The sequence below is a fragment of the Clostridium puniceum genome (assembly GCF_002006345.1).
In the GTDB taxonomy this organism is placed as follows: domain Bacteria; phylum Bacillota; class Clostridia; order Clostridiales; family Clostridiaceae; genus Clostridium; species Clostridium puniceum.
Genome location: NZ_LZZM01000011.1, coordinates 45,125 through 61,272 on the forward strand (window position 1 = coordinate 45,125; position 16,148 = coordinate 61,272).

The window sequence follows — 16,148 nt, forward strand, 5'->3', positions numbered from 1 at the left end:
TTCCCCAATTTATTGCTTCATTGCCATTGCTTTCTGAATTTAAGTTATTTTAATAAGTTTCAACAGAATCTTTTATAGTTTTTTCGCCCCTTTGAAGTGCTGTGACTCCAGTTCTAACTAATTCTTCTATTCCGTATTCTTCCATTAAGTTTATTAATGCTGATATTTTTTCTTCATCACCAGTTAATTCTATTGTTAAAGTATCAGAAGATAGATCTATTATCTTACTTCTAAAAATCTTTACAGTTTCATTTATTGCTGCTCTATTTTCAGCATTTGCTCTTACTTTAATAAGTACCAATTCTCTATATACTGATTCATTTGCTTTAAAATCTATAACTCTTACTACATCTTCTAATTTATTTAATTGTTTTTTAACTTGTTCTAATACATTTTCGTCTCCCATAAGAGTAATTGTCATTCTTGAAATTGAAGGATCTTCAGTTCTACCAACAGTTAAACTGTCAATGTTATATCCCCTTCTTGAAAACAATCCACTCACTCTGCTTAAAACCCCTGATGAATTCTTTACTAAAGCCGATAATACATGCTTTTCCATTACCTCTCCCCCTTAAAAATGGTTAAAAAAATCCACCCTTAATGATATGAATCATAAGAAGTGGGATAATATTCCGCCTTATATAATATCACTAGGTTCTAACAAACCCTTGCATATAACGGATGCACACCGGACATCTTTTACTCAAGAAATTACTTTCTCTTTCTGGATTCTGCTCAGGAGTGATAACTCTAAAGCTAAAGTATCGATTCTCACCAACCATCGACTCTCTGCAACTCATTTGCTAAATAATTTTCTCCATCTCAGCATTTAATACTTAAGGACCTATTAAATTTTCTTGTTATTCTAGATTTTACTCTCCGTTTTTACTATTGTCAATAATTTAGTAATATATTTTACAGTATGGTTTTTTTATTGATTAAAAATATATCCTAATTATCTATTTATCATTTTTATCATTATTTTTTTAAATATTCATTAATATTGTTAAGTTTTGTTTGATTATATTTTTCATTTATTAAGTATTGATTGATAATTTGCATATTTCATATTAATAGTTTAATTGCATAAATATTAACATATTTATTCTAGCTTCTTACCTTCTCTCCAAAATCCTCCATAACATCAACTTCTTGAATATGTGCTAAGATTTCATCTAAACCATAATCATATATATTCAACTTTATTTTTGCTTCTGATAGTTTAGAAATTATTTCTTCCTTATCTTCTTCAAATATTAATTCATTATCCAATATTTCAACAAAATCTTGAGTTCTGTATACTTCACATTTGCCTTCTTCAACACCTAATTGTGTAAATACATTTAATCTCGGATCATCTCCACCACTTTCTGTAGCATCATTATATCCATCCTCATGAAGAGTATCATCAAATCGTTTTTCGTAATATAAATTTATATACGCCTTTACTCCTTCTAGGTCATTAAATCCCTTACAACTGCCACTTGGCATTATTAATAAATAATCATTATATATTTCTCTATCCATATAATCTCCCCTTCATCAATATTGTATGTAAATTTTTCTTTTTAACTTTTACAGCTTACTTTATCGTTCCAAAATAAACAACTTATATATATTTATCCCTTATCAATAAAATATTATTCATAATATTTTACGATAATTTTGCTAATGTATTGGTATATACAATAAACTATTTTTAATCTATGCAATTAATTATACTGTTAGTTATATCAATGCTTATGAGGATTTTCTCTCTTCATCTAAAATGATTTTATTGCAAAAAAGATGGAATTTTACTTTATTTATGTAAAATTCCATCTTTATCTACAATACCTTTACTTACATTTTAGCCATTATGTTTTGCTAATAAGAATCGTTTCAATTCTCTTATCACCTAATTTATCTATCTTAAAGGTTATATCATTATATTCTATTATTTTTTCATCCTCTTCTGATGGTATGTTTCCAATTAAATTAATAAGAAATCCACTTATAGTATCAATATCAGCATCTAATTTAATATCTAAATTTAACTTATCATTTAATTCCTCTAATGTTGTTAAACCATCTACCAAAAAAGTATTTTCATCTATCTTTCTAATTGTTTCTTCATGACTATCATCTTCATCATTAATTTCTCCCACAATTTCTTCTAGGAGATCCTCAATTGTTATGATACCAGAAAAACCACCATATTCATCAATTATAATTGCTATATGCCTTTGGGATGCTTGAAGTGATTTAAATAAATCCTGCACCTTCTTGCCTCCATGAACAAAATATGGTTCTTTCAATATCTTCTTAATATCTACATTATCAAAGCCTTTATCCTTAGCTTCAATAATGAAATCTTTCATATATAAAATACCCATTACATTATCTATATCATCTTCATATACTGGAACCCTAGAATATCTCATTTCTAATAATTCATCTAAATAAGAATTTAATGGTTCTTTGATATTTATACAATATACCTTTGTTCTAGGTGTCATCACTTTTTCAATTTTTTTATTATCAAATTCAATTATTCCCTCAATCATTTCTTTTTCACTTTCATTTATAGCACCTTGTTCTTCTCCAGTTTCTATAAATGATTTAAGCTCTTCTCTTGTTACTATTTCATCTAAATTCTCACTATCTAATCCTAAAATTTTTACTAATAAAGATGTTGATAATGATAATACCTTTATAAATGGTGCTGCTATCTTAGAAATAAATATTATTGGTTTAAGAGAAAACATAGCTATACTTTCCGATTTTCTTAAAGCTATTCTCTTTGGAACCAATTCTCCAAATACTAAGGTAAAATATGACAATATAATTGTAACTCCTATGAATGCAATTTCATCTCCATAAGGTATATTTATACTGTTTAAAGCTTTTCCTAATTGTGTTGAAATTCCTGTGGCTGCAGAAGCACTGGCAAAAAAACCTGCGAGTGTTATTCCTACTTGAATTGTTGATAAAAATTTTGTTGGCTCCTCCATCAGCTTGCAAAGAATTTGTGCTTTTTTATCTCCCTCACTTGCTAACATCTTCATTTTGTTTTTGTTTACTGAAACAATTGCCATTTCTGCCGATGCAAAAAATGCATTGATTAAAGTTAATGCAACTAAAAATATAATTTGCATTACCATATTATTTGTCTGGGCTACTTCGCCTTCCATCTTCCTTCTCCTCCATAACATAAATGTTTTTTATTTATATATATATATTAACATAAATAAAACATTTATGTTATATTTCATTGAATGTTTATTAATTTTTTACATTTCTTCATCACATTGTTTTTTATAATTTAAAGGGCTTGTACCTACATATTTTTTAAACTTACTATGGAAATAATCTATATTTTTATAGCCGACTTTTTCACAAACTTGATAAACCTTAAGCTTTTCTTCTACTAAAAAACACTTGGCCTTTTCTATTCTGATTTTATCTAAGTATGTATTGAAATTTTCTCCCACATTGCTTTTAAAAAGTTTACCTAAATATGCACTATTATAATTGAATATTTCAGCTAATATCTCTAACTTTAAATCTTTGTAATAATTAGTATTCATGTAGTTAATTACTCTCTTTATAATATTATCTGAGGATGTACCTCCAATTTGATTAGCAATATTATTAAAATTTTCTATAAGATAATCTATTACATGTTTTAAGCTTATTTGGCTATATATATTTTCTATAATTTCTTCATTAGCTTTAATCGCAATTTCATCATAATCACTGTTCAACTTCTGTTTTAAATCTAAGAATATTTTTATACACATAACTTTTATTTGCTCTTCTGAATAATTTCTTTGTATAACCAATTTTTCAAGATCTCTAAATTTTGAAATTATTTTTTCTACATCACTAATTTCAACATAACTATATATTTTTTCTACAACGGTATCAAAATTAAATGATTTATTCATATCAATTTTTTCTACGCTTTTCTTAGATATTATCCCCTTTTCAAGGAATAAAAACCTTTTTATTAATAATTTTTTTGCTTCTTTATAAGACTGTTTTATCTTTCTTATATTATTAACTTCACAACCTATAGTTATAAATATGTTTTCATGTAATTTTTTACTTAATTTGCCTTTTAATTCACTTGCAATGCTATTAATACGCTTGTTATTAAAATCTTTAAATAATATCAAAATTCCCATATCTATTTTAATAACATCTACATCTCCATAGCTTTTTAATTGTTCTTTAACTAATTCTTCTAATTTAATTTTTTTATCATAACCATCAACTTCTGATATTAAGGCAACTCTAAATTTTTCATATTTACTATATTCTTCTTTTATTTGATTATCTTCTTCTAAGCTCTCATCATTTTCATCTAAAATAAAATTATGAAGTTTAGTATATTGAACTATTTTCTTTTCTTGTTGCCACAATTTTTCATTTTCTATTTCAGTTTTTAATTGTAGTAATAAATCTATTAGTTCATCTTCGTCAACTGGTTTTAAAATATAAGATTTTACTCCATATTTAATTCCTGTCTTAGCATATTCAAAGTTAGAATAACCACTTACAATTATAAATTTGCCTACATATCCTGCTTCTCTTGCTTCTTTAATTACATCTGTACCTAATTTACCAGGAAGTTTTATGTCTATCAACACAATATCAGGTAAAAGCGTCATTATCTTTTCAAACCCATCTTCTGCATCTTGGCCTTCTCCGCAGACTTGAAATCCATTTTCTTGCCAAGGCATTATTTTTCTAAGCCCTAACCTAACATTTGGTTCATCATCTATAATTAGAACATTTAACATTTATAATACCTCCGTTTTATCTATAATAGGTAATGACAAAGTAACCGTTGTCCCCTTTCCAAATTCACTTTCTATATTTAATCCATATTGTTTTCCATAACGTATTTTTATTCTTTGATTTACATTAATCATTCCAATACTCTTTCCATTGTTTTCTTCCGATAAAACTAATTTTTTGTTTATTTTTTCTAATTTTTTCGGTTCAAGCCCCACCCCATTATCGTTTATCTTTATTATTAAACATTCATCCTTTTCTAGTATATCTATTATAATTGTTCCTTTTTCCCTCTTTTCTTCTAACCCATGAACAAATGCATTTTCAACAACTGGTTGAAGTAGCAATGGTAATATCTCATATTCATCTTGGTTAACTGAACTTTCTATATTTAGCTCATACTTAACCATTCCTTCAAATCTCATGGCCTGAATTTGAAGATAACTTTCTATAAGGTCAAGTTCCGATTTAAGACTAACACTCTTACCACTAACTTCTAGATTTCTTCTCATTATTTTACCAAGTTTCTTCACTATATCAGCAATTTCCTTATCACCATTACAAAATGCCTTCATCCTTATAGTTTCAAGTGTATTATATAGAAAATGAGGATTTATTTGATTCGCAAGCATTTTAAATTCTGCTTCCTTTTGACTTGCTCTTAATTGTTCCTTTTGTATTTTTTCAATATAAACTTCTTCAATTAATTGTTTTATACTTTTTATCATCGTCTTTAGATCTTGATATAGCTGCCCTATTTCATCACTACCTTCAATACGCGATACTATGTAGAAATCACCATTTACCACCCTATGCATTTCTCTCCTTAATATATCAACTCTCTCTGATATTGTTTTTGAGAAATATATAATTATAAATAAGGCAAAAATAATTGTTATTAAAATTACTACTATACTATTCGTTGTAACTTTATTAGTTTGGTTAGTAATTTGATTTATAGGCACTATAATAAGAATTTTAAAATTATTTTCTAAAGTTTTGTCTATCTTAAATGAGTTTAATATCATATAACTTTCCTGTTTATTAAATTCTGTTTTAAAAACATTAATATCATCTTTCTGAGATTTTTTTATAATATATTTTGTTAATTGCTTTTCATCAATTTCATATTTATTCTTGGACGAAATTGTTTGTCCATCTAGAAGAATCATATTATTAGATGGGTCAGTATCTATTAAACCTTTTAATATGCTTGGATTAATACTTATTACTAATACTCCTGTTTGTTTGCCTCTATTATCTTTTATACATCTAACCAAAGATAAATATTCCAAATTTGTGAATTCATCTTTAGTATATCTCCATGCTATTTTTCCACTATTAGCTATAGCTTTTTTATACCAGTCTTCGTTTCTTATGGTATCCGAAACCATCAAAAATTCTGTATTTGGAAGTAGTGTAGGATTTTCAACATATACAGTTATACTTGAAAATTCCCTATAATACTTCAAATAATTTTTAAGAACGGAATAATTGTAGTATGTCTCTATAACTTCATTATAACTTGTATAATTTCTAGTTAAAATTGAATTTAAATTCTCATCTCCATAAATCATATCAGATACCTTTGTTGTTAAATTAAGAATCTCTTCTAATCTATGTTGTATTGTTTTAGAGTTGTTTTCAGCTTCATCTACGGCTCTATTTACAACTATAGTAGTCATTTGTGTTGTTAAATAAGTTCCAACTATAGATACTGTTGCAATGGTAACTATAAGGTAAGTTAATATTAATTTATTCCTTATCTTCACATTATTAATTAGATTTTTAATTCTCCAATTGTTGTGCTTCATAATTAATCCTCATTATTCATAATTTAAAATTTTAGAAAACCTTTTCCAAAATAGTATACTATATTTTCTATTTCTTTTAAATTATTTAATTATTAACTATAAATAGTAATGGGTAAATAAAACGTTTTTCATCTTATTTACCCATTTTATATATGATAAAAACAATTGCTAACCCTAATTTAGACAATTTTTAATCATTAATATTTTTCTTAAAATCTTTCCTATAAATCGATTATTCTTTTATGCAAATAATATATTCACCCTTTTCACTTGTTGCAAATTCTATTATATTTTCCTTAATATACTTAACATAAACCTTTGTTGAATCTCTTTTAATTACCATATTTCTATTTACTTTAATTCTACATATATTACTTAACTTTGATATAATCTTAACCTTAAGCAATTGTCCATTTTTCCATTCCATATTAATTTCAAAACCACCTCTAGCTTTAAGGCCTTCTATACAACCATTTTCCCATTCTTTAGGTAAAGCTGGAAGAAAATCAATATATCCTTCATGACTTTGCAAAAGCATTTCTGCAATAGCGGCGGTTCCACCAAAGTTTCCGTCTATTTGAAATGGTGGACATACATTAAATAAATTTGAAAAAGTTAACTTTCTAAATAAAACCATTAAATACTCATATGAAGCTTTTGAATCTTTAAGTCTTGCAAATAAATTAACTACCCAAGAACAACTCCAGCCTGTATGACCACCGCCATGACTTAATCTTCTTTCTAAAGATACTCTGCACGCTTCAAATAATTCCTTTGTCTTTTCCTCACTTATATCACTGCCTGGATATAAACCAAATAAATGGGATAAATGTCTGTGACCTATTTCAAATTCATCAAAATCTTTAAACCATTCTTGCAGCTGTCCATGTTTTCCTATTTTATATGGATATAATTTTTCTTTAGCATCTTTTAATTTTTCACTAAATTCTATGTCGTTTTCTAAAACTTCTATGGTTTTTATACAGTTAGTGAATAGCTCTCTTGTAATTGCCATATCCATTGTAGAAGCAATGCTTGGTGAGCATTTTTCTCCACCTGGTGCTACGAAATTATTTTCCGGTGAAATTGATGGACATGTTACTAAATATCCGTTTTCATCACTTATTAACCAGTCTAATAAAAAGATTGCTGCCCCCCTCATAGTTGGGTACACCTCTTCTAGAAATTTTTTATCTTGAGTGAATTCATAGTGCTCCCAAAGATGACTGCATAACCATGCTCCCGCCATTGGCCAATATGCCCATTCAACACTTCCTCCAGCTGGTGCTGATTGTCTCCATAAATTTATATTATGATTTGCAGTCCATCCATTGCAGCCATATCTAACTTTTGCTGTTTCTGCTCCAACTTCTGATACTTCTTTTATCATTTTAAATAATGGCTCATGACATTCAGATAAATTGCATACTTCCGCTGGCCAATAATTCATTTCAACATTTATATTTGTTGTATAATTACTGCTCCAAGCAGGCCTTAAATCTTCATTCCAAATTCCTTGAAGATTAGCTGGCTGAGTTCCTTCCCTAGAACTTGACATCAAAAGATATCTTCCATATTGAAAATATAGTGGGATTAGTGATAAATCCTCTCCACCATTAACGACCTTCTCTAATCTCTTATTTGTTGGAATTTTATACTTTTCATCCTCACCCAAATTAAAATTCACTCGGTTAAATAATTCTATATATTCTTGTAAATGGGCTGAATAAAGCTCTTTAAAAGTCTTTTCCTTTATTTTCTCTAAAGTTTCACTACAAAGTTTTTCTGAATCTTTTCCCTCTATTCCAGCCTCACATTTAAAATCATTAAAGCTTGTATGAGCTATAATTTTTATTAAGACACTATCTGCTCCTTGAACTTTTAAAAATCCATTTTCAGAGCTGACTTTTCCATTACAAGCTTTTACATCTACCAGAATTTGAAAATCCATTCCCTTTTTGCCTTCCTCATCATATATAATCGGATTTTCTTCTTGAACATAAGAAGGTGCTGCATGTATTGGTGCTTTTCCTGTTAATGTTATTGAATTTTCATTTAAAGATTTTGTTTCAAATCTTAAAAGACTATCTAAAGACGCCAAAAAAGTTAATTTTCCTTTTTTACTTGCAGTAAGATTTATAACAATTGCATTATCTGGTGCAGAAATAAATAAAGTTCTGTTAAATTCAACTCCATTTATCTTATAATTAACTCTTACAAGGCCTTCTTCTAAATCTAATTCTCTCTTATATTCCTCATAAGCGTCAGTATTTTCAAAATCTAAATATAAATTTCCCATAGGAGCATAAGATTCATTCCAAGGTCCAAGTAATTTTTCATTCATTATTTCTTGTCCCTTAACATACTCTCCTTGAAACATTAAATTTCTTACTTCATTTAAATTTTCTAAAAATAATCCACAGTTTTCTTCTTTAATTGGCATACCTGTCCACAATGTATCCTCATTTAGTTGAATTCTTTCCTTAGAAACATTTCCAAATACCATACTTCCAAGCCTTCCATTTCCTAACGGAAGCGCTTCTACCCATTCATTAGCCGGACTTTCATACCATAATTTTAATCTGCTGTCTTTAGTTCTATCCCCACACACCTAACTTCCCCCTTTTCAATCGAGAATTTCCCCTCTTTATAAATGTTCTTTTATAAAATACAATTGACAATCAAGGATGAAATCGTCGCATAATTACTGCATGATTTTCAAAAGCCTTAAGCCTTTCTCCTTGATTGCCCACAGGCTACCCATAAAGGGCATCAATTTTAATTATTATGTCCTGTATATTCTATTGTTTAAAATTTATAGCTTGAATTTAAATTAAATTTTTTCCTTAATCTAATATCTTCTGAAGAACTACCTACAAAAATTTCAAAAGTTCCTGGTTCAACAGTCCATTTTTTATCTTCTACACTATAAAATGCTAATGACTTCTTATTTAGTTTAATTTCAACTTCTTTAGTTTCATAAGCTTTTAAATATACCTTATCAAAGCCTTTTAATTCTAGTTTAGGTCTTTCTACTGATGCATCTAAATCTCTTACATATATTTGAGGAACTTCAGCTCCATCTTTATCTCCTGCATTGGTCACTTTAAACTTCACTGATATATCAGTATCTTCTGGTACTTCATTTATTAATATATCTAAAGCTTCATATTTAAAATCTGTATATGAAAGTCCATGGCCAAAGCAGAATAATGGTTTTACATCATAACTTGAGAAATATCTATACCCAACAAAAATACCTTCAGTATATTTAACTGTCTTTCCACCTGGGAATTCTCCTATCTTATGCGCTGGCGAATCTTCTAATGCTCTTGGGAAAGTAATCGGAAGTTTACCTGAAGGGCTAACATCTCCAAAAAGAATTTCTGCAAGTGCATTTCCACCTTCCATTCCGTTATACCAAGTTTGAACTACAGCAGATACATCATCTATCCATTCAGTCATTTTAACTGGTGCTCCACTAAGCATTACCACAACTGCATTTTTATTGACTTCCAATACGCTCTTAATAAGTTCATCTTGAGCATAAGGAAGGTTTAAATCTGTTTTGTCATAACCTTCACTGTCAACATAATGTTTTATTTCTTGATCCTTTGATACTGTCAGTGCATTATTTTCTAATTGTAAATCATCATCGGTATGCTTCAAGCCACCAATTATAATTACAACATCAGAAATTTTAGCAAGCTCAACAGCTTCGTTTATTAAAGCTTCCTTCTTCGATTTATCTGCATCATAGCCTTTTGCGTATTTAACTTCTGTTTGCCCGCCTAATCTGCTCTTAATTCCAAGTAATGGTGTAACCTCATATAAAGCTTTTATTTCAGCACTTCCTCCCCCATTTGAATGTATTATATTTGCGTTTTCACCTATTACTGCTAAAGTTTTTATTTTGTTATCCTTTAATGGCAGTACATTTTTTTCATTTTTAAGTAAAACTATTGATTCTCTAGCCAATTCTAATGTTTTCTCTCTATGTTTTGAAGAATTATAAATACCTCTTTTTCTATCTTCTGAAAATGCATTTATCTTATACATCATTCTTAGAATTCTTCTAATTTTTTCATTAACTACTTCTTCGCTTACTTTTCCTGATTTTACCGCTTCGACCAATGGTTTGGCAAAAAAATAATCATCAAAGTTATAGGTCACATTCATTTCTATATCCAAGCCACTATTAGCCGCTTCTACAGTATCATGAACTGCTCCCCAGTCTGATACTACTACTCCATCAAATCCCCATTCCTCTTCTAATATTTCCTTAATTAACTGTTCACTATGAGAACAGTAATATCCATACAGCTTGTTATAGGCAGTCATTATCGAATATGAATTTCCTTCCTTTACTGCTGCTTCAAAACCCGGTAAATATATTTCTCTTAAAGTTCTTTCATCTATTTCAACTTCAACCTTTAATCTTTCAGTTTCTTGATTATTTGCTGCAAAATGTTTAACACATGCTGCAACATCATTATTTTCTTGAATCCCCTTAATCAGTGGAACTACTAGTTTACTTATTAAATATGGATCTTCAGACATATACTCAAAGTTTCTACCACAAAGAGGACTTCTTATAATATTAATTCCAGGTCCAAGGATAACATCTTTTCCTCTTCCTCTTGCTTCATTTCCGAGTACTACTCCTGCTTCATGAGCTAAACTAGTGTTCCAAGTTGCTGCTAATGCTGTATTACAAGGAAGATAAGTAGTATAATCATCTGAATTACCTATTGGCATCCAACTATCATCTGGAAATTCGTTTCTTACCCCCATTGGTCCATCAGACATTTTCAATGGGGGTATATTAAGTCTTTCAACTCCCCCAGTTCTGAAAAGTCCATTTCCGTGACACATAGCACTCTTTTCTTCTAAGGTAAGTTTTGATATTATTTCTTCTATTTTTTTCTCAATCTCTAATATATCCTTAGACATAACTAAATCCTCCTTAAAATTCAATTCCGTTATTTTTATTTGTGCAATCTAATTCTTAGCTACTGTTCTCATATTCTATTTAATTAAGGATAGGTTTCCCCATCCTCAACATGCTCCCCAAATAGTTAATGTAAATTTTATATTGGTTATTGTGGTAGTTAATAAAACCCTACAAATCCTTATATTGATTATGCTAGGTGACACAATATCTTAATGTTTCCTGATTTCGCTATTACCACAGTATCATTTCCATCTACCTTAAACTCAGCACCTTCAACCTCTTTTACATTTACTACATTTTTTAGAACTATAGTCCAAGCTTTATCAGTTCCTCTTGCTTCAATGTTTATTGTATTTTCATGTTTTAATACTTGAACTTCAAGCACTTCATTTCTGCTCATATCTAAAACTTTTGTAGTAGCTTTAACATCGTTTTTCAATTCATAAGCTAATACTTTTACATCTTCTCTAAAATCATAATCTGGCACGGTATCTTCATGTCCTATTGCTATTAAACTATTTTCCTTTACCATCATAGGAATGCTCAAATAATCATGATTTTCTTTAACCCATCTTCCACCCTCATGCTTCTTACCTGTTATAAAATTTGTCCACGTTCCTTCTGGTAAATAATAATTAGCTTCTCCATCTTCATTAAATATAGGCGCTATTAATATTGAATCTCCAAGCATATATTGTTTATCTAAATAAGTACATGCAGGATCATTTTGGAATTCTAATATCATAGATCTCATTACTGGAATACCTACTGTATGAGCTATATTAGCTGTTTCAAATAAATATGGCATTAAACTACATTTTAATTTACTAAAGAATTTTACTACTTCTGAAGCATCTTCATCATATGCCCATGGAACTCTATAAGAGGTACTACCATGCAATCTACTATGAGATGATAGTAATCCAAATGCAACCCATCTCTTATAAACATCAGCTGTAGATGTACTTTCAAATCCACCTATATCATGGCTCCAGAATCCAAAACCTGACATACAAAGTGATAATCCACCTCTTAAACTTTCAGCCATTGATTCATAATCTGATTCACAATCCCCACCCCAGTGTACAGGGAATTGCTGTCCTCCAGTTGTAGCTGATCTTGCAAATACAACTGCTTCATTTTCGCCCTTAATTTCCTTGATAGTGTCAAATACTACTTTATTGTACATTTGAGTATAGTAATTATGCATTTTATATGGATCTGAACCATCAAAATAAACGGCATCTGTTGGTATACGTTCACCGAAATCTGTCTTGAAGCAGTCAACACCCATTGCCATTAATTCCTTTAATTTTGCTGAATACCATGTACATGCTACTGGATTTGTGAAATCTACAATTGCCATTGCAGGCTGCCACATATCCCATTGCCATACATCCCCATTAGCTTTCTTTATGAAATATCCGTTTGCTTTTCCTTCTTCAAATAACTTTGATTCTTGTGCTATGTATGGATTGATCCAAACACAGATATTTAAATCCTTTTCTTTTAATCTTTTAAGCATTCCTTTTGGGTCTGGGAATACTCTGTTATCCCATTCAAAATCACACCAGTTAAATTCCTTCATCCAGAAACAGTCAAAGTGGAATACTCTGAGTGGAATATCTCTATCTTTCATTCCATTTACAAATTCATTTACAGTTGCTTCATCGTAGTTTGTAGTAAATGATGTAGATAACCACAATCCAAATGACCACGCTGGTGGCATTGCTGGTTTTCCTGTTAGGCTCGTATAGTTTTCAATTACTTCCTTCATTGAAGCTCCACCAATAATAAAGTAATCCAAACATTCTCCTGGTACACTAAATTGAACTTTAGTAACCTTCTCAGATCCCACTTCAAAAGAAACCTTTTCTGGATGATTTACAAATACACCATATCCTTTATTAGTAAGATAGAATGGAATATTCTTATAAGATTGTTCAGTACTTGTTCCGCCATCTTCATTCCATACCTCTATTGTTTGTCCGTTCTTTACAAATGGAGTGAATCTTTCTCCTAACCCATATACTAGTTCACCTACAGCTAATTGCAGCTGTTCTCTCATATAAATACCTTTATCTGAGGCTTCTAAGAAGTTAGTTTCTGGTTCAGTTTTTACATAAGCTAATCCTCTGCTTTTACTTGAAGTTAATTTTTGATTTCCTCTGTAAAAACTCATTTCTACTGTATTTTTATCATATTCTAACTTAAGATTTCCTGATTTGAATATAACGTTATTTTCATTTTCTTCTATTAAAACTGTAGTATTTTTATTTTCATAAAGTTCAAAACTTGGACTTTTATTTTCTTCTCCCATATAATGATAAGCTCTTACCCTTATAACATTTTCCATTGGCGATGAAATTTTATATGTTATAACTGGCCCTCCAAGAGTACAACCTCTATTATAGATCTTGCTACAAGGTGCATGTACTGTTAACAGATTTTCCTCAATTTTTGTGCTATAAATTTCTTGTGGACTAAATGTTTGCACTCCTGATTTGTTTAACCAACATCCATTACTAAATTTCATATTAACACTCCTTTATATATTGTCTTTTCTAATAATTTTTAATTAATTCATTTTTTATATAGGTTGAAATAATGATTTCACAATAAAACCATATTATAATTGGCATATAGAACTGACTTTAATGTATAAATTTAATTTCAGTATATATATTTAATTTGTTTTTATACAGTATGAGTTTGTAACCGTATGCTAAGGAAATTTCATATATTTTATCCTAACTATTAGTTAATTAACATTTTATAATTTAATGCAATGAAATAGAGGATAATCCTTTTGTTGTTTATCCTCTCCTTCAATTTATCAGAAATCTATATGATGGTTTTAAAGTAATACTTATAAGAAATATTTTAATTAATTATTAATTCCAAAGCTTGATCTTTTCTGCTGCTATTTTACTAATTCCATCATTAAGTTTTTCAATATCCATAGCCTTAAGATCTTCTTGAATTTTATTCCAAGCTCCATCAAAGGCTTCTGGACTTCCAAGAACTGCTTGCGTTATAGCTTTTTGAGTATAATCATCAGCTTTCTTTTGAATTATAGCTACATCACTATCACTTGGAACATTAAATTGCCATGCTTGACCATGTTTAGATTGTTGAAATTCTTTTGCTGGTGGGAAGAATTCTACCCAAGACTTCTTACCGTATCCAGCTAAAGTTTCTTTTTCACCCTTATTATAGTTTGAAACATAGATGTCTAGAGTATTCATTGAATATGGATTTCCAGTTGGATCCATGACTCCATCTCCTCTTTGTGGGAATGGATATATATATGAACCTATACCAGTCTTCTTCTTAAAATCTTTATCGCTATTTCTTTGTTGTTGTATTTCTGGTAATAAAACTCTCTTTCCATTTTCTACCTTATAATGCTTTCCTTCTATTCCCCAGTTTACTAATACTTGTGCTTCATCTGACGCCATCCAATTTAGAAATTGGAACGCTCTGTCTGCATTCTTGCTAGTTGAAGATATTGCAATTCCATAACCACCAGCATAACCATAATCCCTTAGTGATTGATCTTTGCACTTATCGTTTAAGGTAACTGAAAGTGGTGAAAATGTTCTTTCATCCATTCCAGCTGCAACTAGCGTTTTAATTGCTTGATCATAATCCCATTTGGCATCTGTAATACCTAATACATTTCCTTTAGATAATTTTGCACGATATGCATCTTCTTTTTGTGTAAATGATTCTGGATCTAATAATCCTTGTGCATTCATACCATTTAACCATTTAAAATATTCTTTAACTTCTGGTAATTGGAATTTGTATATAGCCTTTTGAGTTTCATCATCTATTTTAAATTGTCCATCATCTGGAATTCCTGCTACTGCACCTGCTATATTTCCACAAGTAGTTAACCATCTCCAATCACTAGCCATTAATGTCATTCCTATGGTCTTGTTACCATTGATTTCAGGATATTTTGCTTTGTAATCTTTTATAGCTTTTTCATAATCTGCTAATGTCTTTATTTGTGGATATCCTAGTTCTTTTAAAACTGCATGTTGTAATTGCATTGTACCATTTGGATCGAATACTTCTGTATGAACACCATATGATCCAACTGTATATATTGATTGATCCTCTAAGCTATATTTTAATCTCTTCAATTGATCTCCATATAATGCTTTTAGATTATTGCCTTTCTTTTCAATATAATCATCAAGCTTAATAATAGCACCAGCGTCTACTAACTTTCCTGTATCCCCTTTAGCAAAAATTAAATCTGGATAATCACCACTTGCTATCATTAATGGAATAGCTTGTTCATCACCTGCTACTGGATGAGTTATTTTCAACGTTACCCCAGTGAGTTCTGTTATCTTTTTAGCAACTTCATCATCAAAAAGCATATCTTCTGTTGCATCTTTAGTAAAGAATGTTAATGTTACCGGAGTTTTATCCATTTCGCCACTATTAGCAGCAGATGTTTTTTGTGCACTACTATTACCACATCCCACCATTAAAGTAGATATTAGAGTGAATGACATTATTACCGATAAAATTTTATTTTTTTTCATAAATATTTACCCTCTTCCCTTAAATTGTATTAA

At 29.6% G+C, this 16,148-nt stretch carries 10 protein-coding genes; all 10 read right to left on the minus strand.

The window, feature by feature from the left end:
* Nucleotides 1-49 precede the first annotated feature (49 nt).
* Entirely contained in the window at nucleotides 50-559 is a 510-nt protein-coding gene (gene ilvN, locus CLPUN_RS00780; protein ID WP_077845484.1) for an acetolactate synthase small subunit, read from the minus strand.
* A gap of 91 nt (nucleotides 560-650) precedes the next feature.
* Nucleotides 651-800, minus strand: coding sequence for a hypothetical protein (locus CLPUN_RS27390; RefSeq protein ID WP_158078668.1), 150 nt, complete (start codon nucleotides 798-800; stop codon nucleotides 651-653).
* A gap of 307 nt (nucleotides 801-1,107) precedes the next feature.
* On the minus strand, nucleotides 1,108-1,527 hold the full coding sequence (locus tag CLPUN_RS00785; RefSeq protein WP_077845485.1) for a hypothetical protein: 420 nt from the start codon (nucleotides 1,525-1,527) through the stop codon (nucleotides 1,108-1,110).
* A gap of 329 nt (nucleotides 1,528-1,856) precedes the next feature.
* Complete coding sequence (locus tag CLPUN_RS00790; protein ID WP_077845486.1) at nucleotides 1,857-3,173, minus strand: hemolysin family protein; 1,317 nt, start codon at nucleotides 3,171-3,173, stop codon at nucleotides 1,857-1,859.
* A 99-nt stretch (nucleotides 3,174-3,272) separates the two neighbouring features.
* Complete coding sequence (locus CLPUN_RS00795; protein ID WP_077845487.1) at nucleotides 3,273-4,787, minus strand: response regulator; 1,515 nt, start codon at nucleotides 4,785-4,787, stop codon at nucleotides 3,273-3,275.
* The gene (locus CLPUN_RS00800; protein ID WP_077845488.1) at nucleotides 4,788-6,596 is read right to left on the minus strand and encodes a cache domain-containing sensor histidine kinase; all 1,809 of its coding nucleotides are present in this window, start codon (nucleotides 6,594-6,596) and stop codon (nucleotides 4,788-4,790) included.
* A 232-nt stretch (nucleotides 6,597-6,828) separates the two neighbouring features.
* Entirely contained in the window at nucleotides 6,829-9,207 is a 2,379-nt protein-coding gene (locus CLPUN_RS00805; RefSeq protein WP_077845489.1) for a glycoside hydrolase family 95 protein, read from the minus strand.
* Between the two features lie 197 nt (nucleotides 9,208-9,404).
* Nucleotides 9,405-11,549: a glycoside hydrolase family 3 C-terminal domain-containing protein gene (locus tag CLPUN_RS00810; RefSeq protein WP_077845490.1), complete on the minus strand. Its 2,145-nt coding sequence runs from the start codon at nucleotides 11,547-11,549 to the stop codon at nucleotides 9,405-9,407.
* A 188-nt stretch (nucleotides 11,550-11,737) separates the two neighbouring features.
* The gene (gene yicI / locus CLPUN_RS00815; RefSeq protein ID WP_077845491.1) at nucleotides 11,738-14,086 is read right to left on the minus strand and encodes an alpha-xylosidase; all 2,349 of its coding nucleotides are present in this window, start codon (nucleotides 14,084-14,086) and stop codon (nucleotides 11,738-11,740) included.
* A 358-nt stretch (nucleotides 14,087-14,444) separates the two neighbouring features.
* Nucleotides 14,445-16,115 carry an ABC transporter substrate-binding protein gene (locus CLPUN_RS00820; protein WP_077845492.1) on the minus strand — a complete coding sequence of 557 codons (1,671 nt, stop codon included), beginning with the start codon at nucleotides 16,113-16,115 and terminating at the stop codon, nucleotides 14,445-14,447.
* Between the last annotated feature and the right edge of the window lie 33 nt (nucleotides 16,116-16,148).